The organism is Methylobacterium oryzihabitans, assembly GCF_004004555.2.
GTDB classification, from domain to species: domain Bacteria; phylum Pseudomonadota; class Alphaproteobacteria; order Rhizobiales; family Beijerinckiaceae; genus Methylobacterium; species Methylobacterium oryzihabitans.
This window is the reverse complement of the sequence record NZ_SACP01000028.1, coordinates 1-19,474: the sequence shown is the minus strand read 5'-3', so window position 1 is coordinate 19,474 and position 19,474 is coordinate 1. Positions and strand designations below refer to the sequence as shown.

The following is a 19,474-nucleotide window of genomic DNA, read 5'->3' as shown; positions in this document are numbered from 1 at the left end:
GTCCGCATGCTAGGATCGGCTCCGGCGCACCGGTCACGGCGCGTCGCGGGGGCGCGCCGCCCCCTTGCCCACCGGTGGATGCCCGCGCCCATGACCGACACCGTCCGAATCCTCGGCATCGACCCGGGCCTGCGCCGCACCGGCTGGGGCGTCGTCAGCGTCACCGGCACACGGCTCGCCTATGTCGGGTGCGGCCTCGTCACGTCGGAATCCGGCGACGACCTCGCGACGCGGCTGCGCTGCCTGCACGACGGGCTGATGCGGGTGGTCGAGGCGATGCGGCCGGACGAGGCGGCGGTGGAGGAGACCTTCGTCAACAAGGACGGGCAATCGACCCTGAAGCTCGGGCAGGCCCGGGGCGTCGCCCTGCTGGTGCCGGCCCTGTGCGGCCTGCCGGTGGCCGAGTACGCCGCCAACCTCGTGAAGAAGACCGTCGTCGGCTCGGGCCACGCCGAGAAGGCGCAGATCGGCGCGATGGTGCGCTTCCTGCTCCCCAAGGCCGATCCCGAGAGCGCCGACGCCGCCGACGCGCTCGCGGTGGCGATCACCCACGCCAACCACCGCGCCGCCCGGGCACGGGTGGCGGCGCACGCGGCCCCCTCGGGCCGGGGGGCAGCGCGGATCGCCCGGGCAATGGCACGGGCGTGAGAATGGGGAACACCGATCGTTTGATCGAACGGCAACGAGATCTCGGCTCTTTTCCCGGGCGCATGCAGCGTCAGCGGAATGCGACCCGGGATCCAGCACAAGGAGTCGCGAAGCGTCCCTCTGTAACGACGGCGCCGAAACACCGAGCCGCTTCGCGGCACTTCTCATGCTGGATCCCGGATCTCCTTCCGCTTCGCTCCAGTCGTCCGGGAAGGGGAAGAGCTTGATCCGGCCATGAAGCGGACCAGAGGTCAGATCCAGCGCTTGCGGCGCTTGAAGCTCTTGAGGTTCTTGAAGGTCTTGCGCTGGTCGCCGGCACCGCCGAGGTAGAATTCCTTCACGTCCTCGTTGTCGCGCAGCTCGTCCACCGTGCCGTCGAGCACGACCTTGCCCTGCTCCATGATGTAGCCGCGGTCGGCGACCGAGAGCGCGGCGCGGGCGTTCTGCTCGACCAGCAGGATGGTGACGCCGAGGTCGCGGTTGATCTGGCGGATGATGGAAAAGACTTCCTTCACCAGCAGCGGCGACAGGCCCATCGAGGGCTCGTCCATCAGGATCAGGCGGGGCCGGGCCATCAGGGCGCGGCCGATCGCCAGCATCTGCTGCTCGCCGCCCGAGAGGTAGCCGGCGGCGCCGGTGCGCTCCTTGAGGCGGGGGAAGTAGGTCAGGACCCGTTCGAGATCCTGCGGGATCTCGCGGTCGCGGCGCGAGAACGCGCCGAGGCGCAGGTTCTCCATCGGGGTCATGTCGGCGACGATGCGCCGGCCCTCCATGACCTGGAAGATGCCGCGCCGCACGATCCGGTCCGGCTCGGTGCCGTCGATGCGCGCGCCGTCGAACACGATCTCGCCGCGCGTGACCTCGCCGTTCTCGGAGTTCAGCAGGCCGGAGATCGCCTTGAGGGTGGTCGACTTGCCGGCCCCGTTGGCGCCGAGCAGCGCGGTGATCGAGCCCGCCGGCACGTCGAGGCTCAGGCCCCGCAGGACGAGGATCACCTCGTCGTAGACGACCTCGACGTTGCGCAGGGACAGGAGCGGGGCGGCGTCCGCGGAGGCAGGAGCCGGGCGCTCCAGGGTCGTGACCTGTGACATGGGGGGCTCCGAGGCCGGAGAAGAGGCACGGGTTACTTCCCCTCCCCCCTCTGCGGGGGAGGGTGCCCGGCGGAGGCCGGGCGGGAGAGGGGAACCACGCTCCCGGAAAGGTCGCGACCTTGATGAAGAGCGCCACGTTCTGAAGCGTCGCGTTCCCCTCTCCCGGCTCACTCCGTTCGCCACCCTCCCCCGCAGAGGGGGGAGGGTCGAGGCCGCGCGTCAGCGGCGCGACCCGCGCATCACCACCCGAACCACTCGGGCTTGCGCGGCAGTTCCACCGTCTTGACCGGCTCCAGCTTCACCGTGCCGGCCTTCATCAGGTCGGCGATCGGGCCATCGGTCGGGCCGGTGACGCGGGCGCGGTAGATGTTGACCGACATCATCCCGCGGTGGTCCTTCTCGGTCCAGGTCGAGGGCACGCAGACACCCTCCATCCCGGCCGGGACCCAGTCCTTCTTCTGGTAGAAGCCCTTGCGGACGTTCGGCCCGGCGATGCCGCCGTTGCCCTTGGCCCAGCCGATCGCCTCGCTCATGTAGAGCGCGGCGCAGATGCCCGTCAGGTAGTGCACCGGGCGGTAGGCATTGCCGGACGGGTCGGAGATCTTCGAGATCTCGGCGGCGATGGCGAGGCCGGGGGCCGAGCCGCCGGTCACCGCGGCGGTGCGGACCGGGAACACGACGCCGTCGGCCGCCGCGCCCGCCGCCTTGGCGGCGTTCTCGTCCATGCCCCAGACGTTGCCCATGAACTGGATGTCGGTGCCGACCGCCTTGCACGACTTCAGCAGCGAGATGTTCGAGCCGCCGGTGTTGCCCATGTAGGCGTAGTTGGCGCCGGCATTCTTGGCGGTGAGGCACTGGGCCGAGTAGTCGCCCGGCGCCAGGGCGAACACGATCGCCGGCAGCACCTCGAAGCCGAGATCCTTCGCCATCGCCTCGCCCGCCTCCTTGGGCGAGTTCGGGTAGGGGTGGTTGCCGCCCATGTGGACGTATTTCGGCTTGCCGGTCTTGCCCTTGGCCTTCCAGTCGTCGGCGGCCCAGATCAGCATCGCGCGCAGCGCGTCCGAGTAGCTCGGCCCGTAGAAGAAGTTGTAGGGCGCCGCCTTGGCCTTGCCGCTGGCGCCGGTCGGGTCGCTGACCTGGGCGGCGTAGCTCCCTGAGACGTACGGCACCTCGTCCTTGGTGACGAAGCCCGACAGCGCCTCGGTGTCGGCGGTGCCCCAGCCCTGGATCGCCGCCACCTTGTCGCGGCCGCCGGTCCACTTCTTGTACTGGGCGACGGCGCGCGGGACCTGATAGCCGTAATCGACTGACTCGACGTTCATCTTCTCGCCGCCGATGCCGCCCTTGCTGTTCACCCAGGCGAGGGCGTCGGCGACGCCCTGGGCGTAGGGCACGCCGACGTCGGAGGTGGCGCCGCTCTGGTCGGCGAGGTGGCCGATCGGGATCTCGGCCGCCCCGGCCGGCAGGCTCAGGGCGAGGGCGAGCGCGGAGATCGACGCGAGGGTGGCGTGGCGGGTCATCGTTCCTCCTGGGGGTGCGCGGCCGTTTTTTCGGCCGTCCGAGGGGTGCTCGCGGGAGCTAAGCAGACTTGCGTTGGCAAGCCAACGCTTCGTCCGCTTAGGTTACTGTTTTATCGCAGATTTTTGTCGTAAAACCGGGGGCCACTTTTGCGAAATCTGCTTAGTGCGAGAACGGGTAGAGCTTCCAGTACGCCTTGATCTGGCGCCAGCGGTGGGCGAGCCCGTCGGGCTCGAAGATCAGGAAGAGCACGATCACGAGGCCGATCGCCATCTCGCGCAGGAAGGACAGGTTGTCCTTCAGCGACAGGGCGCGGTCGAGGGCCGAGCCGCGGACCGCGTCGGTGATCCAGCCCATGGCTTCCGGCACCAGCACCATGAAGGCGGTGCCCATCAGCGTGCCCATGATCGAGCCGAGGCCGCCGATGATGATCATGCCGAGGAACTGGATCGACAGCAGGATGCTGAAGCCCTCGACCGAGACGAATTGCAGGTAGTGGCCGTAGAGCGCGCCGCCGATGCCGGCGAAGAACGCCGACAGCCCGAACGACAGGGTGCGGTAGCGGGTGAGGTTGATCCCCATCATCTCGGCCGAGAGGTAGTGGTCGCGCACTGCCACCAGCGCCCGGCCGTCGCGGGAGCGCATCAGGTTGGTGGCGAGCACGAAGGTCACCACGAGGTAGGCGAGCACGATGTAGAAGTAGCGGCCGTCGGTGTCGAAGGCGAAGCCGAAGATCGAGAACGCCTCGGCATGGGTGCCGGCGACGCCGCCGGTGAACCATTCGGCCCGGGCGAAGAAGTCCTGGAGGATGTACTGGGCGGCCAGCGTCGCGATGGCGAGGTAGAGCCCCTTCAGCCGGGCCGCCGGCAGGCCGAAGACCAGCCCGACCGCGGTGGTGAGCACGCCGGCGAGCGGCACCGCGAAGAAGACCGGGATGTGGAAGCGGTTCGACAGCCACGCCGACGCGAAGGCGCCGAAGCCGAAGAAGGCGGCGTGTCCGATCGAGATCTGCCCAGTGAAGCCGACCAGGATGTTGAGGCCGAGCGCCGCGACCCCGAAATAGCCGATCTGGATCAGCAGCGAGAGCCAGTAGCGGTCGAGGACGAGGGGCGCGAGGCACAGGACCGCCAGCGCCGCCCAGACCGCGTAGCGGCTGCCGGCGGTGGGGAAGATAGTGGTGTCGGCCGCGTAGGTGGTGCGGTAGTCGCCGGCCGGGATCAGGCTCTGGGTCGCCACGGGGTCAGGTCCTCGGTTGATCCGCCCTCTCCCGCCCGGGAGAGGGGCTCTCGCCGCGTAGAGGGAACGTCACACCCGCTCGATGTCGCGGGTGCCGAACAGGCCGTAGGGCTTGATCATCAGGATCACGACCAGGACGTAGAAGGGCACGATCTCGTAGAGGTTGCCCCAGTGCAGGTACTGGCCGTCGACGTACTGGGCGACGTTCTCCAGGACGCCGATGACGAGGCCGCCGATCACCGCGCCGACCACCGAATCGAGCCCGCCGAGGATGACCGCCGGAAACACCTTGATGCCGTAGAGCGACAGGGCCGAGGACACGCCGTTGACGATGCCGACGACGACGCCGGCGACCGAGGACACCACCGCCGAGATCGCCCAGGCCATCGCGAAGACGTTGCGGACCGGGATGCCGAGGGACTGCGCGACCTGCTGGTTGTAGGCGGTGGCCCGCATGGCGAGGCCGTGCTTGGAGTAGCGGAAGAACCACCCGAAGGCGGCCATCATCGCGGCCGAGATGCCGAGGCTCATGAGGTAGACGGTCTGGATCTCGAAGCCGAACAGCGAGACCTGGCTCGTCGAGAAGATCGGCGGGAACGGCTGGGCGAACACGCCGAACAGCCACTTGCACAGGGCCTGGAAGAAGATCGACAGGCCGATCGTCACCATGATGACCGAGATGATCGGCTCGCCGATGAGCGGCCGCAGCACCACGACCTGAAGGGCGAGCCCGAACGCCATCATGAACGCGAAGGTGACGAGCATCCCGACGAGGAACGGGAGCTGGTAGGTGGTCAGCAGCCACCAGCACACCCAGGCGCCGATGAGCAGGAACTCGCCCTGCGCGAAGTTCACCACCTGGCTCGCCTTGTAGATCAGCACGAAGCTCATCGCGACGACGCCGTAGAGGGCGCCGACGATCAGCCCGTTGAGCACGAGCTGAAGCAGGAGATGGGTGTTCACGGACGGTTACTCCGCGGCGGCGAGGAGGGGGGCGGGCCGCAGGTCGATCACCGGCAGCGTCGTGCGGATGCGCTGCGTGGTGCCGTCCTGGAAACGGATCACGGTGTCGACCCGGTAGCTCGGCTGGCCGGCGTAGAGGGTCGCGATCAGGTCGGCGTACTTCTCGTTGATGACGCCGCGGCGGACCTTGCGGGTGCGGGTCAGTTCGCCGTCGTCGGCGTCGAGTTCCTTGTAGAGCAGCACGAACTTGGCGATGCGCTGGCTCTCCTGGAGGGTCGCGTTGACCCGCTCGACCTCCCGGCGCAGGAGGTCGATCACCTCGGGCTTCGCCGCGAGGTCGGAATAGGTCGTGAACGCGACGCGGTTCTTCTCGGCCCACTTGGACACGACCGAGTAGCGGATGCAGACCAGCGCCGCGAGGTAGTCGCGCCCGGCGCCGAGGATCACCGCCTCGGCGATGTAGGGCGAGAACTTGAGCTTGTTCTCGATGTATTGCGGCGAGAAACGCTCGCCGCGGGCGTTGGTGGCGAGGTCCTTGACCCGGTCGATCACCACCAGCTCGCCCTTGGCGTCGACGCTGCCGGCGTCGCCGGTATGCATCCAGCCGTCGCGCACGTCGCTCGGGGCGCCGGGATCGACCTTGTAGTAGCCGAGGAACATGTTGTCGTGGCGCGCCAGCACCTCGCCGATGCCGTTGCGGTCGGGCTGGTCGATGCGGATCTCGATGCTGTCGTCGAACGGCACGCCGACGGTGTCGAAATCGACCGTCTCGCCGCGGTGCAGGGTGTAGGCGCCGAGCGTCTCGGTCTGGCCGTAGAGCTGGCGCAGGGGCACGCCGAGGGCGCGGAAGAACCGGAACGTGTCGGGGCCGAGCGCGGCGCCCCCGGTCGCCGCCGAGCGCAGGCGGGTGAAGCCGAGACGGTCGCGCAGGGCCCGGAACAGCAGCACGTCGGCCGCCGCCGAGCGCCCGCCGGCATCGAGCGCCGCGAGGCCCATCTTCAGGCCGCGGTCGTAGAGCGCCCGCTTGAGCGGAGAGGCGTCCATGATCCGGGCCTGCACGTCGGCGGCGACGGCCTCCCAGACCCGGGGCGCGAACAGCACGAAGGTCGGGGCGATCTCCCGGAAGTCGTGCATCAGGGTGTCGGCGTCCTCGACGAAGTTGACCTTCATCCGCGACACCAGCGCCTGACCGAGCGCGTAGACCTGCTCCATGATCCAGGGCAGGGGCAGCACCGAGACGTAGTCGTCGTCGGGACCCTTCGGGTCGGCGGCGAGGTAGCTGGCGCAGTGGCGCAGCACCCGGCCGGCGCTCAGCATCGCGAGCTTGGGCCGCGCGGTGGTGCCCGACGTGGTGCACAGGATCGCCACCGCCTCGGGGTCGGTGGCGTCGACCAGCCGGTCCCATAGGTCCGGCTCCAGGCTGCCGAGGCGCTCGCCGCGCTCGGCCAGCGCCTCGGCGGAGATCAGCCGCGGGTCGTCGTACTTGCGCATCCCGCGCGGATCGCTGAACACGATGTGGCGCAGCGACGGCACCCGGTCGGCGAGGCCGAGCAGCTTGTCGACCTGCTCCTCGTCCTCCGCGAAGGCGACCCGCGCCTCGCCGTAATCGAGCAGGTAGTGGACCTCGTCCTCGAGCGCGTCGCGGTAGAGGCCGAGCGACAGGGCGCCGAGCGCGTGGGCGGCGATCTCGCCGGCGACCCAGTCGGGGCGGTTGTCGCCGATGATCGCGACGACGTCGCCCTCGCCGACGCCGAGGTCGCGCAAGCCGAGCGCGAAGGCCCGCACCCGGGCGGCGTACTGCGCCCAGGTCGTCGGCCGCCACAGGCCGAACGTCTTCTCGCGCAGCGCCACCGCGTCGGGATGCTCGCGGGCGTTGAGGCGCAGGAGCTTCGGGAAGGTGTCGGCGGCGCGCACCCGGGCCGCGCAGTCGAAGCCGGCCATCACGAGGCCGCCCGCACGAGGGCCGGGGCGACCTCTTCGGGCTCGTCCTCCTCGCCGAGATAGGCCTTGCGGACGTGGGGATCGGCCAGCACCTCCTCGGGCAGGCCCAGCGCGATGCGGCGGCCGAAATCGAGCACCATGACGCGGTGCGAGATGTCCATGACCACGCCCATGTCGTGCTCGATCATCACCACCGTCATGCCGAACTCCTCGTTGAGGTCGACGATGTAACGGGCCATGTCCTCCTTCTCCTCGAGGTTCATGCCGGCCATCGGCTCGTCGAGGAGGATGAGGCGGGGCTCCAGCGCCATGGCGCGGGCGAGTTCCACGCGCTTGCGCAGGCCGTAGGACAGGGTGCCGGCGGTGGCCTTGCGGTAGGCCTGGAGGTCGAGGAAGTCGATGATTTCCTCGACCCGGCGGCGATGCTCCAGTTCCTCGCTGCGCACGCCCGGCAGCCAGTACAGCGAGCCGGTGAGGAAGTTGTTGCGCAGGAGGTGGTGGCGCCCGACCATCACGTTGTCGAGCACGCTCATGTGGTGGAACAGCGCGAGGTTCTGAAAGGTGCGGCCGATTCCGAGCTTGGGGCGCAGGTTCGGCGTCGCCCGGGTGATGTCCCGGCCCTCGAACAGGACCTGCCCCTCGGTCGGCCGGTAGCGGCCCGAGATGCAGTTGATCATCGAGGTCTTGCCGGCGCCGTTGGGGCCGATGATCGAGAACAGCTCGCCCTTGCGGATCGAGAAGCTGACGTCGGTGAGTGCCTTCACGCCGCCGAAACGCAGCGAGACCTGGCGCACCTCAAGGGCATCCGCCACGCAAAACCTCCCTGGCCCGGCGGCCGCCCTCTCAAAGGGGCGGCTCTGCCGATCGGGCCTGCGCTGTCCATCAGGGTCAGTGCAGGCCTGCTCTGCAAAATACGATCGACTGTTTTTTTCCGGGGGTCAAGTGCTATAAGTGCCCAACGAAAGTCGGGCGTCCGGGCGCGTTGCGCGCCGCCGCCGGGGGGACCAGCCCAAGCCATGGCTCGCACCGCAGGCTCGTCCGGTCCGAGGACCGAGGAGGCCATCCGCAGCGCCGGTCTGGCGCTGATCGCCACCCATGGCTACGCCGCCATGAGCCTGCGCCAGCTCGCGGCCGAGGTCGGCATCCAGCAGGGATCGCTCTACAACTACTTCCGCAACAAGCAGGAATTCCTGTTCGACCTGATCCGCACCCACATGCAGGATCTCCATGCGGCCCTCGACGCGGCGCTGGCGCCCGAGGGCGGCGACCCGGTCGAGCGGCTGACCCGCTTCGTCGAGTTCCACGTCGCCTACCACGTCGAGCGGCCGCAGCAGGTCTTCATCTGCTACTCCGAATTGCGCAGCCTGGAGCCGGACAACCTCGCGGCGGTGGTGGCGATGCGCCGGGACTACGAGCGCAAGCTCAGCGACATCCTGGATGCCGGCCGGGCGGCGGGGGTCTTCCGGCTCGACGACGTCCGCATGGCGACGCTGGCGATCCTCGCGATGCTGTCGGGCATCTGCACCTGGTACAAGCCCGGCGGCCGGCTGGCGAAGGATGCGGTCCGGGAGATTTTCCTGGGCATGGTGCTGGCGCTCGCCCGCGGCGAGGTCCCGGCGGAGGCGGTCGAGGCGGCCCCCCCGCCGGCGCTGTCGCGGCGCAACGGTGTGGCGCGCGCCGGGGCGGCGTGAGGAGCGCCGGCCGGCAGGAGGGTCATACGATTTTCGATTGATCGCTTCTGGCGATCCCTGCGGGATCGCTTCGCGATGCGAAAATCGGCTTCGCTCAGGTGTGTGGAGCCTTCGGCTCCACCGCGCGGGATGGTGATACGGCTTTTCGGAACGAATCGTCCGAAAACCGTATCAGGCATCGACGGCCGATCCCGGCGGCGCGATCGGCTCCCCGGTCATCCCGGTGCCCGGTGCCCGGCCTCGTCGAGATGGCGACGATCGTAGCGCGACCCGAGCCCGGTCAGGATCTCGTAGCCGATCGTGCCGGCATTGCGGCCGACCGTGTCGAGGTCGAGGGCGTCGCCGATCAGCACCGCCGGGGCGCCGCGGCGCAGGGCCTCGACCGGCACCTCGGTGACGTCGAGGATGACGAGATCCATCGAGACGACGCCGACGAACGGGCAGCGCACCCCGCCGACCAGCGCCTCGCCGCGGTTCGAGGCGGCGCGCGGGAAGCCGTCGGCGTAGCCGAGCGACAGCGTGGCGAGGCGGCGCGGGCCGGGGGCGGTCCAGCGGGCGTTGTAGCCGGCGGTCTCGCCGGGGCCGACCTCGCGGATCTGGGCGATCTCGGCCTCCAGCCGCACCACCGGGCGCATCGGGTTCGGCCGCCCCGGGGTCGGGTTGCCGCCGTAGAGGGCATAGCCCGGCCGGGCGAGGTCGTGGCGCACGCTCTCCCCCAGGAACACGCCGGAGGAATTGGCCAGCGAGGCCGGGACGCCCGGGAAGGCGGCGCGCAGCCGGGCGAAGCTCCCGGCCTGCCGCGCGGTGATCGGGTCGCCCGGCACCTCGGCGCTCACCAAATGGCTCATCAGCAGCGCGGGCGCGACCCGCGACAGCAGAGGGCCGCCGGCGAGCGCCAGCGCCTCGTCCGGCCCGAGGCCGAGGCGGTTCATGCCGGTGTCGACGTGGAGCGCCGCCGGAGCCCCCTCCCCCGCCTGCGCCCATTCGGCGATCTCCTCCCGCGAGCCGAGCACCGGCCGGACGTCGAGCGCCCGGTAGGCGCCGGCGCTGCCGGGCGGAAAGCCGTTGAGGACGTAGATCACCGCCTCGGGCGGCAGTGCGGCGCGGGCGGCGGCGGCCTCGGAGAGGTGAGCGACGAAGAACGTGCGGCAGCCCGCCGCCCACAGGGCCGGGGCGACACGGGGGATGCCGCAGCCATAGGCGTCGGCCTTGACCACCGCCGCCGTCTCCGAGCCGGCCGCGTCGACGAGGCGGCGCCAGTTCTCGCCGAGGGCGGCGAGATCGATGGTGAGGCGGGCGCCGTGGCCGCGCAGGGAGGAAGCCGGAATCGAGGATGCGGTCATGGACGCACCTCATGCATCTCCGTTGCCGGCAGGCCAAGGAATCTCGCGCGTCATGATCTCGGCCGTCGTGTAGGGGCAGGTCTCCGGGAAGACGTCGTCGTCGAGGCCGGTCTCGCCGGCGGCCTCGATCGCGGCGAGACGATAGGCGTCGTCCACGGCGGCCGCGAACCGGCCTCGGAGGCTTCCGTGCCGGTCGAGCAGCCGGGCCGCGACGATCCGCTGCGTGCGGATCGACACCGTCCAGCTTCGCGTCCGCCTGCCCGGCTGATGGTCCCATTTCAGCAGGTGGAGGAGGATGATCCGCAGCGCGCTCTCCAGCTTGTTGTAGAGTTCGCGCCCCATCTCCTCGATCTCGTCCGCAAGATTGTCCGGGTCGAGCCGCGCCCAGTCGCGCCGGCGCAGGTGCTCGGCCTGGCGTTGCGCCCAGGCATGGGTGTCACCGTCGTGAGTCGGCTCCGCCGACCCGTCACTGTCGGCCGGCGCCGGCCGGCGCAGGGTTTCGTCGAGCATGGGACTTCACCGCTCGCTGCCTCGGATGCGCCGGGCCAGTCTGGCACCGTCGCACCGGCCTGTCACCGCGCGCTACATCTGCTCCGGCAGCCGGTCGCCGTGGGCGAGATCCGAGAACCGGGTGGTCTCGGCCTCGAACTGCAGTTCCACCGTGCCGGTCGGGCCGTGGCGCTGCTTGCCGAGGATCACCTCGGCCTTGCCGTAGACGCGGTTCATCTCGGCTTCCCAGGCGAAGAACTCTTCGGTGCCCTCGCGCGGCTTCTTGTTCTTGACGTAGTATTCCTCGCGGTAGACGAACATCACCACGTCGGCATCCTGCTCGATCGAGCCCGATTCGCGCAGGTCCGAGAGCTGGGGCCGCTTGTCGTCGCGGTTCTCGACCTGACGCGAGAGCTGCGACAGGGCGATGATCGGCACCGCCAGCTCCTTGGCCAGGGCCTTCATGCCGGTGGTGATCTCGGTCATCTCCTGCACCCGGTTGTCGCCCTTCTTGGACGAGCCGGACAGGAGCTGGAGGTAGTCGACGATCAGGAGGTCGAGGCCGCGCTGGCGCTTGAGCCGGCGGGCGCGGGCGGCGAGCTGGGCGATCGAGATGCCGCCGGACTGGTCGATATAGAACGGGATCGCCTGCATCTCGCGGGCGGCGTCGGTGATCTTGTAGAATTCCTCCGGCCGGATGTCGCCGCGGCGGATCTTGTAGGAGGCGACGCCGGACTGCTCGGCAATGATGCGGGTGGCGAGCTGCTCGGCCGACATCTCGAGCGAGAAGAACCCGACGATGCCGCCGTTCTTGGTCTCGATGGTGCCGTCGGCCTGCTTCTCGCCGACATAGGCCTTGGCGATGTTGAAGCCGATATTGGTGGCGAGCGAGGTCTTGCCCATGCCCGGGCGCCCGGCCAGGATGATGAGGTCGGACGCCTGCAGTCCGCCCATCTTGGCGTCGAGGTCGGACAGGCCGGTGGCGATGCCCGACAGCCGGCCCTCGCGCTGGAAGGCCTTGGCCGCCATGTCGATCGCGGCGGTGAGCGCCTCGGAGAATTTCTGGAAGCCGCCGTCGTACTTGCCGGTCTCGGCCAGCTCGTAGAGCCGGCGCTCGGTCGCCTCGATCTGCTCGCGCGGCGAGGATTCGACCGGGGCCTCGTAGGCGCCGTTGACGAGGTCCTCGCCGATGGTGATGAGGCGCCGGCGCAGCGCGAGATCGTAGATCGTGCGGCCGTAATGCTCGGCGTTGATGACGGTGGTCGCCTCGGCGGCGAGCCGGGCGAGGTACTGGCTCACCGTGAGGCCACCGAGGTCGGCGTCGCCGAGATAGGTCTTGAGGGTGATCGGGCTCGCGAGCTTGCCGGCCTTGATGAGCGTGACCGCGACCTCGAAGATCTTGCGGTGCACCTCCTCCATGAAGTGCTCGGGCAGCAGGAAGTCCGAGACCCGGTAATAGGCGTCGTTGTTGACCAGGATCGCGCCCAGCAGGGCCTGCTCGGCATCGATGTTGTGCGGGGCGACGCGGTATTCCTGCGTCACCGGCTCCAGGTTCGCCGTCAGGGTGCTGGGAATGGCCATCCGGCGAACTCCGATTCGGTTGCGTCGGGGGGACGCGATCCTAGAGCATCCTCCGGCGGAGCGGATACCGCTTCGCCGCGAAAAATGCGGCAAAATCAAACACGTAGAGCAGGATCGATGACACCGTGGTCGGACCCTGCCCCTGATATCATGCGCCGGGGCGGTCACCGCTTCCGGCGCAACGACGACGCGTCGACGAGACCCTTGGCAGGGCTGCCTTGCGCCACCCTGCCGGACCCGCTGCGGCGAATGCCGCACCGGCCGGCCGGAATAATCCGGCGCCCGGGCGAAAGCTGTGACGACATCGCCACGCCTCGCCTCCCGAACGCGAGAGGGCCCGCCGCATCGCTGCGGCGAGCCCCCTCATGCTGGAACAGAATGGGAACAAGTCAAGCCCGGGAGACGGGGCGTCCCCGTTCTCCCGGTTGTCCACCGCGCCGCCGGCCGGCGGCGCGTCGTCCTCAGCGGTCGTCGGCGTCGGGACCGGCCTCGGCCAGGGCGGCGCCGACCTCGAGGCCGAGATCGTCGAGGTTGAACTCCTCGCGGGCGGTGGTCGATTCGCCGCGGGCCTGGCGCTCGGCCTCCTCGGGGCTGCGGGCGACGTTGACGGTGACGCTGACCTCGACCTCGGGGTGGAGCACCACCGGGACGGTGTGCAGGCCCAGGGTCTTGATCGGCTGGTTGAGGCTGAACTGCTCGCGGCCGACGGTGAAGCCCTCCCGGGTCACCACGTCGGCGAGGTCGCGCGGGGAGACCGAGCCGTACAGCACGCCGGTCTCGCCGGCCTGACGGATCAGCACGAAGCTCTGGCCGTTGAGGGTCTCGGCGACCTTCTCGGCGTCGCTGCGGCGCTCGAGGTTGCGGGTCTCGAGCTGGGCGCGCTGGTCCTCGAACCGCTTCTTGTTGGCCTCGGTGGCGCGCAGGGCCTTGCCGCGGGCGAGGAGGAAGTTGCGGGCGAAGCCCGGGCGGACCTTCACGGTCTCGCCCATCTGGCCGAGCTTGGCGACGCGTTCGAGCAGGATGACTTCCATGGTGTGCACTCCTTCGAGAAGTCGGTGGGGAACGGGATCGGGCGGCCGCGGCCGTCCGGGTCAGGGCTTCGGCGCCCCCGCGGGCCTGCGCCGCAGGCCGAACAGGGAATCGGCGAGGCCGAACAGGGTCAGGGCCGCGAGCGCGATCCCCTGGGTGAGGAACACCACGACGTAGAGCCCGGCCAGCAGGGCCGTGCGCCCGGGCCGGCCGCGGGTGCGGTCGTGGATGGCGGCGAGCCCCTGGAGCGCGAGCGCGGCGCCGATCGCCCCCGACAGCGCGACCCCGAAGGTGCCGGCATAGGCCGGGCCGGCGACGGCGAGCACGAGCCCGGCGCTCAGGCCCCACAGGATGCGCCGGGGCATGGCCGCGCCCGGCACGTCGGGCCAGGGCCGCGGCAGCCGGCCGGAGAGCTGCACGATGCGCGCCGCCGCCCACAGGTAGAAGGTCAGCAGCAGGGTGAAGGTCATCGCCATGATGCCGGGGGCGAAGCCGGCGACCCGGTCGGCGATCCGGGCGAGGTCGGCGTCCGAGACCCCGGTCCCCGCCTCGACCTCCTGGACCTGCACGCCCTGGATCTGGAGGATCGCCCGGGCGAGCTGGCGGGTGCGCTCCTGGTAGGCGGCGTGGTCGCCCGAGGACAGGATGATGACGACGAGCAGCGCCACCGCGGCGGTCACCGCGACCCAGGCGAGCAGGCGGCCGACCGGGTACCACTCCATCGCGCCGGGGGCGCCCGCGGGCGAGGGCCGGCCGAGCAGCGCGAGGTAGCCGAGCCACCACGCCGGCAGCGCCGTCGAGATCAGGAAGGCGAGGCCGCGCAGGGGCGAGGACATCACCGCGAGGGCGAGCGTGCCGGTGGCGGCGGCCACGAGGCCGGCGCGATGGCTCCAGCCGAGGGCGACGATGAGGACCGGCAGCGGCGCGAGCAGGTAGAGGACGAGGGCGAGCGGGGTCGCCTTGACGATCACGCCGATCAGGAGCGCGGAGACGAGGCCCGCGACGACGCCGATACCGAGGAACTGCACTGGGTTTCCGCTCCGCTGTCCCGCTGCCGGTCCGGCAGGGTTAGGGGCGCCGCGTGACGCCCCAGCGACCCCGGCGGCGGGCGACGCCGCCGGGTTGATGAATCAGGTGAGCCGGATCAGCGGATCACGTAGGGCAGGAAGCCGAGGAAGCGGGCGCGCTTGATCGCCTGGGCGAGCTCGCGCTGCTTCTTGGCCGACACCGCGGTGATGCGCGAGGGGACGATCTTGCCGCGCTCCGACACGTAGCGCGAGAGCAGCTTCACGTCCTTGTAGTCGATCTTCGGCGCGTTGGCGCCGGAGAACGGGCAGGTCTTGCGACGACGGAAGAACGGACGACGGCCACCGCCGCCACCACCAGCACCGAACGCCATGACTCAGTTCTCCTCGTTCGGGTTGCCGCGCTCGGCGCGCTCGGGACGATCACCGCGCTCGGGGCGATCGCCGCGGTCGCCACCGCCGAAGCCGTCGTCGTCGCGACGGCGGCCGCGCTCGCGGTCCTTGCGCTCGTCGCGGTCGCGCTTCTGCATCATCGCGGAGGGCTCGGCCTCCAGCGTCTCGACGCGGATGGTCAGGAAGCGCAGGACGTCCTCCGAGATCCGCATCTGGCGCTCCATCTCGGCCAGCGCCGCCGGCGGAGCGTCGATGTTGAGCAGGGTGAAGTGGGCCTTGCGGTTCTTGCGGATGCGGTAGGCGAGGGACTTGACGCCCCACATCTCGGTCTTCTCGATCCTGCCGCCGTTCTCCTCGATGACGCCCTTGTAGGTCTCGATCATCGATTCGACCTGCTGCGAGGTCACGTCCTGGCGGGCCAGGAACACATGCTCGTACAGAGCCATGATGGGCCTTTCGTCGGATGAAGGCCCGCGGGCGGGCGCGCCGTGAGGCTGGCGTCCGCAATCGGGCCGGTTCGCACGCATCGCCCGGCGCCAAGCCCTTCGAGCCTGCATGAAGGCCCGAGCGGTTGTCGAAGGCGGAGACACCGGACGACGGAGCCCGAGGACCCCTGTGCCGCGGCAAGGCGGCACCGTCCGTTCAGCCCCCGGCCGGAGCGAACGCGAGGCGCGGCCTATAGCACGTTCCGGCTCCGATGCAAGGCCCACGTCGCCTGTCCTTTCCAGGCGGGGCGGGCGGCAGATTGGAATCGGACTTGAAATAAAATTGCGCACAACTCAAGATCGCCCCGTCAGATCGAGGGATACGCCACCATGATCCGGTCCAGCCTCGTCGCCGTCAGCGCGGCCCTGTTGGCCCCCTTCGCCGTGCCGGCCCAGGCCGAGGAGGCCGACCCCGGCGCCATCGTCGCCCTGCAATTCGCCCTCGGCGGGGACCACAAGGGCGTGCGCGCGAGCGGGGCCAAGGGCGTCTGCCTCAAGGGGACGTTCACGCCGTCGCCCGCGGCCGCGGCCCTGTCGAAGGCGCCGCAATTCGCCAAGGCGGTCCCGGTCACCGCCCGGTTCTCGATGGGCGGCAGCAACCCGAAGATCTCGGACAAGACCAAGCCGGTCACCCGCGGCTTCGCCATGCGGATGGCCGATCCGGCCGGCGACCTGACCTTCGTGGTCGTCTCCGCGCCGGTCTTCTCGACCCGGACCCCGGCGCAGCTGCTGGAGTTCCTGAAGGTCCGCGCCCCCGGGCCGGACGGCAAGCCGGACGCCGAGAGGATCAAGGCGTTCGCGGCGCAGAACCCCGAGACCGGCCGGCAGGCGGCGTGGCTCGCGGCGCGGCCGGTGCCGGCGAGCTTCGCGGGCGTCGACTACTGGGCGGTCCACGCCTACACGCTGACCAACGCCGCCGGCGTCGGCACCACCGCCAAGCTGAAATTCGTCGCCGCCGACAAGGCGGGCCTCTCCGACGACGAGCTGAAGGCCAAGCCCGACAGCTTCTACGCCGACGAGCTGAAGCAGCGGCTCGCGCAGGGACCGGCGACCTTCGATCTCGTGGCGATCCTGGCCGAGCCGAACGACCCGACCGCCGACGTGACCGCATCCTGGCCGGAGGAGGAGCGCAAGCAGCAGACGCTCGGCACTCTCGCGATCACCGCGATCGAGCCGGACGCCACCTGCGACGCCGCCACCTTCGACCCGGTGGTCGATCTCCCTGACGGAATCGCCGGCCCGGCCGACGACCCGATGTTCGCGATCCGCTCCCCCGCCTACGCGGTGTCGCTGTCGCGGCGATCGAACTGACCGCATCCGCCGACCCCGGGGTAGCCGGCCGCCGAGCCGCCTCCGGGCGTCCGGCCGACCGGCCGCGCTGTTGACGGGCCCCAGGGCAATCGGGTGAACCCGATTGCCTTGTGACGGGCCCGGGGCGCGGTTGCGCTCCGGGCATTTATTGTTAAGCTATCGTTCATCGACCCGCGCCGCCGGCCCCGAGGGCCGCCGGGCAGCCCGACCATGAGCGGGAGCTGCTCGCGGGTCCCGTGCCGCACCGCGCCGTCCGCGGTGCCCGCGTCCGCGCCCCACGGCTCGTCGTCGGGCGGGACGATCCTCTTCAGTCGGGTGTGTCGCCGACGGGCCCGCGGGTCCGGCGGGCCGCCCCCCTTGCGCCGTGCCGCGGGTGCCGCGGCCGGCCTCCAAGCGCGAGGACTCGCCATGATCAACCACGAGCACCGCCTGCTGTCCAAGGCCGCCGCCGACGTCGAGGGCCGGATCTCGGTCAAGCGCGACCCGGACCGGTCCTGGCCCGGCGACCACAGCCGGCTCTGCGCCCTGGAGAACGACGGCCACCTGCGCTGGGTCGGCGAGCAGGCCGGGCCGCATCTCGGCGGCACCTTCGCGACCTGGCAGATCACCGACCAGGGCCGCTCGACCCTGCCCCGGACGGGAAGCACCGGGTCCGCGACGATCGCCCGGGCCGCGGCCGCGCCCTGCGCGTGATCCGATCTTCGGACGATCAGTTCCGAAGATCGGATCACCAGCCCGCGCGGCACTTGAGCGAAGCCGGTTTCCGCATTGCGAATGCGATCCGCCAGGATCGCCTGAAGCGATCAATCGGAAACCGTATGACGCGTCGCCGGGCGCGACCGGCGCCGGCTGCGGCCGGGGCGCTCCCCTTCCCCGAACGGGAGAGGGGATCCCTCGATGAAGGCCCGGACGTGAATCAGCCTCCCGGCGCAGGCTCCGCCGTCAGGCCGCCCCCGGCCACGAGAAGAACGCCGCGCCCTCGGCCTGCAACTCGCGGTTGATGAGCATCCGGTGGACCTCGTCGGCGCCGTCGACGAGGCGGGCCTGACGGGCGTAGCGGTAGATCCACTCCAGCACCGTGTCCTTGGAATAGCCCCGCGCGCCGTTGATCTGGATGCCGAGGTCGGCGGCCTTGTGCAGGGTGTTGGCGACGTGGATCTTGGCCATCGACACCTCCTTGCGGGCGTAGCGGCCCTGGTCGAGTTCCCAGGCCGCCCGCATCACCAGCAGCCGGCCGATCTCGATGTCCATGGCGAGGCCGCCGAGCATGAGCTGCACGCTCTCGCGGTCGGCGAGCCGGATTCCGAAGCCCTCGCGGACCGCCGCGTAGTCCTGCGCGATCTCGAGGCTGCGCCGGGCGAGGCCGAGCCAGCGCATGCAGTGGGTCAGCCGGGCCGGGGCGAGGCGCACCTGCGCCACCTTCATGCCCCTCCCCTCGCCGACCAGCACGTCCTCCGGCCCGATCTCCAACCCCTCGAAGGCGATCTCGCAATGGCCGCCATGCTCCTCCGGCCCCATGATCGGGATGCGCCGGACGATGTGCCAGCCCGGCTGGTCCCGGTGGAACAGGAAGCAGGTCAGCCCGGTGCGCGGGTCGTCGGAGGTGCGCGCCATCAGGAGGAAATGCGCCGCCTCGCCGGCGCCGGTGATGTACCACTTGCGGCCGTGGATGCGGTAGCGGCCGTCCGGCTGCCGCTCGGCGCGGGTGCGGATCATCGACACGTCCGAGCCGCCGCCGGGATGCGGCTCGGTCATCGCGAAGGCCGAGCGCACGGCGCCGGAGGCGATCGGCGCGAGCCAGCGGGCCTTCTGCTCGGGCGTCGCCAGCGCCTCCAGCACCATCATGTTGCCGTCGTCGGGGGCGGCGGCGTTGAACACCACCGGGCCGAAGATCGAGCGGTTCATCTCGGTGTAGCAGGCGGCCATCCCGACCTTGCCGAGCCCCTGCCCGCCGGCCTCCTCGGACAGTTGCAGGCACCACAGCCCGGCATTCCTGGCCTTCTCCCGCAGGGCTGCGAGGGGCGCGTGGGCGATGTTCTCGTGCTCGTCCCAGTTCGCCCGGTCGGCCTCCACCGGCATGATCTCGCGGGCGACGAAGTCGGCGATCCGGGCGCGAAAATCCTCGATCCGGGGGGACAGGGTGAAATCCATGGCGTGCCTCGTTGGGCTGGATGGGGCGTCCTCGCTCCATCCACCCTGCCGGCCCGCCCCGGTCAAGCGGGATCGCGGCCCCCGTGCGTCGGGGGCCGCGATCCGGCTCAGCGCTTGTCGAGGGGCCGGCCGAGCAGCCGCGCGAACTCGGCCTCGATCTCCTCGACCGAGAACGGGTTGGCGGTGGCGGGGGCCGGCTTCGCCGGCGCGGGTTCCGGTTTCTCGGGCTCCGGCTTGACCGCGTCGGGCTTGGCCGTCTCGACCCTGGCCGCCTCGACCCTGGCCGGAGCGGGGGGCGGCTCCGGGGCCGGGGGCGGGGGCGGGGGCGGCGCGGGTTCGGGTTCGGGCTCGTGCACCGGCGGCGGGGGCGGCGCGGGCTCCGGCTCGGGCAGCGGAAGCTCCTGCGGCGGAGGCTCGGGCGGAAGGGAGTCGGGCTCGGGCTCGGGCTCGGGCGGCGGAGGTGGCGGCGCCGGAGCGGGCTCGGGCTCGGGCTCGACCGGCGGCAACGGCAGCGGCAGTTCCGGCTCGGGCGGCCGGGTCGTCACGGGATCGAGAGCCGGGGCGGCCGGTGGCGGCGCC

At 70.7% G+C, this 19,474-nt stretch carries 18 protein-coding genes and 1 pseudogene; 4 read left to right on the top strand and 15 right to left on the bottom strand.

Annotated elements, in window-relative coordinates; genetic code table 11:
- Positions 1-90 precede the first annotated feature (90 nt).
- On the top strand, positions 91-648 hold the full coding sequence (gene ruvC / locus EOE48_RS22250; RefSeq protein ID WP_127733079.1) for a crossover junction endodeoxyribonuclease RuvC: 558 nt from the start codon (positions 91-93) through the stop codon (positions 646-648).
- A gap of 251 nt (positions 649-899) precedes the next feature.
- On the opposite strand, the gene EOE48_RS22245 is transcribed toward ruvC, so the two are convergent.
- From EOE48_RS22245 to EOE48_RS22220, 6 genes are all read right to left on the bottom strand, one after another.
- A complete protein-coding gene (locus EOE48_RS22245) occupies positions 900-1,739 on the bottom strand; it encodes an ABC transporter ATP-binding protein (RefSeq protein WP_127733078.1) in 840 nt (279 codons plus the stop codon).
- A 239-nt stretch (positions 1,740-1,978) separates the two neighbouring features.
- A complete protein-coding gene (locus EOE48_RS22240; RefSeq protein WP_127733077.1) occupies positions 1,979-3,259 on the bottom strand; it encodes an ABC transporter substrate-binding protein in 1,281 nt (426 codons plus the stop codon).
- A gap of 160 nt (positions 3,260-3,419) precedes the next feature.
- Positions 3,420-4,493 (bottom strand): branched-chain amino acid ABC transporter permease, encoded by a 1,074-nt coding sequence (locus EOE48_RS22235; protein WP_127733076.1) that lies wholly within the window; start codon positions 4,491-4,493, stop codon positions 3,420-3,422.
- Between the two features lie 69 nt (positions 4,494-4,562).
- A complete protein-coding gene (locus EOE48_RS22230; protein ID WP_127733075.1) occupies positions 4,563-5,456 on the bottom strand; it encodes a branched-chain amino acid ABC transporter permease in 894 nt (297 codons plus the stop codon).
- A 6-nt stretch (positions 5,457-5,462) separates the two neighbouring features.
- Positions 5,463-7,397 carry a long-chain fatty acid--CoA ligase gene (locus EOE48_RS22225; RefSeq protein ID WP_127733074.1) on the bottom strand — a complete coding sequence of 645 codons (1,935 nt, stop codon included), beginning with the start codon at positions 7,395-7,397 and terminating at the stop codon, positions 5,463-5,465.
- Positions 7,397-8,209, bottom strand: coding sequence for an ABC transporter ATP-binding protein (locus EOE48_RS22220; RefSeq protein ID WP_127733073.1), 813 nt, complete (start codon positions 8,207-8,209; stop codon positions 7,397-7,399). Before EOE48_RS22220 ends, EOE48_RS22225 begins: the two co-directional genes overlap by 1 nt.
- 204 nt (positions 8,210-8,413) lie before the next feature.
- Here EOE48_RS22220 and EOE48_RS22215 point away from each other — a divergent pair, with 204 nt between their 5' ends.
- Positions 8,414-9,088: a TetR/AcrR family transcriptional regulator gene (locus EOE48_RS22215; protein WP_127733072.1), complete on the top strand. Its 675-nt coding sequence runs from the start codon at positions 8,414-8,416 to the stop codon at positions 9,086-9,088.
- Positions 9,089-9,303: 215 nt separating this feature from the next.
- Here the strand turns inward: EOE48_RS22215 and alr are convergent, their stop codons facing one another.
- The 7 genes from alr to rpsF form a co-directional block, all read right to left on the bottom strand.
- The gene (gene alr / locus EOE48_RS22210; RefSeq protein ID WP_127733071.1) at positions 9,304-10,431 is read right to left on the bottom strand and encodes an alanine racemase; all 1,128 of its coding nucleotides are present in this window, start codon (positions 10,429-10,431) and stop codon (positions 9,304-9,306) included.
- A 9-nt stretch (positions 10,432-10,440) separates the two neighbouring features.
- Positions 10,441-10,941, bottom strand: coding sequence for a DUF29 domain-containing protein (locus EOE48_RS22205; protein ID WP_127733070.1), 501 nt, complete (start codon positions 10,939-10,941; stop codon positions 10,441-10,443).
- Positions 10,942-11,013: 72 nt separating this feature from the next.
- Positions 11,014-12,501: a replicative DNA helicase gene (locus EOE48_RS22200; protein ID WP_127733069.1), complete on the bottom strand. Its 1,488-nt coding sequence runs from the start codon at positions 12,499-12,501 to the stop codon at positions 11,014-11,016.
- Between the two features lie 461 nt (positions 12,502-12,962).
- Positions 12,963-13,532 (bottom strand): 50S ribosomal protein L9, encoded by a 570-nt coding sequence (gene rplI / locus EOE48_RS22195; protein WP_127733068.1) that lies wholly within the window; start codon positions 13,530-13,532, stop codon positions 12,963-12,965.
- Positions 13,533-13,592: 60 nt separating this feature from the next.
- The gene (locus EOE48_RS22190; protein WP_127733067.1) at positions 13,593-14,558 is read right to left on the bottom strand and encodes a DUF2232 domain-containing protein; all 966 of its coding nucleotides are present in this window, start codon (positions 14,556-14,558) and stop codon (positions 13,593-13,595) included.
- A gap of 116 nt (positions 14,559-14,674) precedes the next feature.
- On the bottom strand, positions 14,675-14,929 hold the full coding sequence (gene rpsR, locus EOE48_RS22185; RefSeq protein ID WP_127733066.1) for a 30S ribosomal protein S18: 255 nt from the start codon (positions 14,927-14,929) through the stop codon (positions 14,675-14,677).
- A gap of 3 nt (positions 14,930-14,932) precedes the next feature.
- Positions 14,933-15,394, bottom strand: coding sequence for a 30S ribosomal protein S6 (gene rpsF / locus EOE48_RS22180; protein ID WP_127733065.1), 462 nt, complete (start codon positions 15,392-15,394; stop codon positions 14,933-14,935).
- Between the two features lie 369 nt (positions 15,395-15,763).
- Here rpsF and EOE48_RS22175 point away from each other — a divergent pair, with 369 nt between their 5' ends.
- Entirely contained in the window at positions 15,764-16,744 is a 981-nt protein-coding gene (locus EOE48_RS22175; RefSeq protein WP_246154704.1) for a catalase family peroxidase, read from the top strand.
- A gap of 408 nt (positions 16,745-17,152) precedes the next feature.
- On the top strand, positions 17,153-17,437 hold the full coding sequence (locus tag EOE48_RS22170) for a hypothetical protein (RefSeq protein ID WP_127733064.1): 285 nt from the start codon (positions 17,153-17,155) through the stop codon (positions 17,435-17,437).
- 249 nt (positions 17,438-17,686) lie between these two features.
- Here EOE48_RS22170 and EOE48_RS22165 read toward each other — a convergent pair whose 3' ends face one another.
- Positions 17,687-18,895: an acyl-CoA dehydrogenase family protein gene (locus EOE48_RS22165; RefSeq protein WP_127733063.1), complete on the bottom strand. Its 1,209-nt coding sequence runs from the start codon at positions 18,893-18,895 to the stop codon at positions 17,687-17,689.
- 107 nt (positions 18,896-19,002) lie between these two features.
- Positions 19,003-19,474: pseudogene (locus tag EOE48_RS29330) on the bottom strand (hypothetical protein); the annotation flags it as partial.

What these genes read in the sequence shown, in the direction of transcription:
- EOE48_RS22240 (WP_127733077.1), bottom strand. Translation starts at nt 3,259, where the DNA reads ATGACCCGCCACGCCACCCTCGCGTCGATCTCCGCGCTCGCCCTCGCC.
- EOE48_RS22225 (WP_127733074.1), bottom strand. Translation starts at nt 7,397, where the DNA reads ATGGCCGGCTTCGACTGCGCGGCCCGGGTGCGCGCCGCCGACACCTTC.
- EOE48_RS22245 (WP_127733078.1), bottom strand. Translation starts at nt 1,739, where the DNA reads ATGTCACAGGTCACGACCCTGGAGCGCCCGGCTCCTGCCTCCGCGGAC.
- rplI (WP_127733068.1), bottom strand. Translation starts at nt 13,532, where the DNA reads ATGGAAGTCATCCTGCTCGAACGCGTCGCCAAGCTCGGCCAGATGGGC.
- EOE48_RS22205 (WP_127733070.1), bottom strand. Translation starts at nt 10,941, where the DNA reads ATGCTCGACGAAACCCTGCGCCGGCCGGCGCCGGCCGACAGTGACGGG.
- ruvC (WP_127733079.1), top strand. Translation starts at nt 91, where the DNA reads ATGACCGACACCGTCCGAATCCTCGGCATCGACCCGGGCCTGCGCCGC.
- EOE48_RS22170 (WP_127733064.1), top strand. Translation starts at nt 17,153, where the DNA reads ATGATCAACCACGAGCACCGCCTGCTGTCCAAGGCCGCCGCCGACGTC.
- EOE48_RS22200 (WP_127733069.1), bottom strand. Translation starts at nt 12,501, where the DNA reads ATGGCCATTCCCAGCACCCTGACGGCGAACCTGGAGCCGGTGACGCAG.
- EOE48_RS22215 (WP_127733072.1), top strand. Translation starts at nt 8,414, where the DNA reads ATGGCTCGCACCGCAGGCTCGTCCGGTCCGAGGACCGAGGAGGCCATC.
- rpsF (WP_127733065.1), bottom strand. Translation starts at nt 15,394, where the DNA reads ATGGCTCTGTACGAGCATGTGTTCCTGGCCCGCCAGGACGTGACCTCG.
- rpsR (WP_127733066.1), bottom strand. Translation starts at nt 14,929, where the DNA reads ATGGCGTTCGGTGCTGGTGGTGGCGGCGGTGGCCGTCGTCCGTTCTTC.
- alr (WP_127733071.1), bottom strand. Translation starts at nt 10,431, where the DNA reads ATGACCGCATCCTCGATTCCGGCTTCCTCCCTGCGCGGCCACGGCGCC.
- EOE48_RS22175 (WP_246154704.1), top strand. Translation starts at nt 15,764, where the DNA reads ATGATCCGGTCCAGCCTCGTCGCCGTCAGCGCGGCCCTGTTGGCCCCC.
- EOE48_RS22165 (WP_127733063.1), bottom strand. Translation starts at nt 18,895, where the DNA reads ATGGATTTCACCCTGTCCCCCCGGATCGAGGATTTTCGCGCCCGGATC.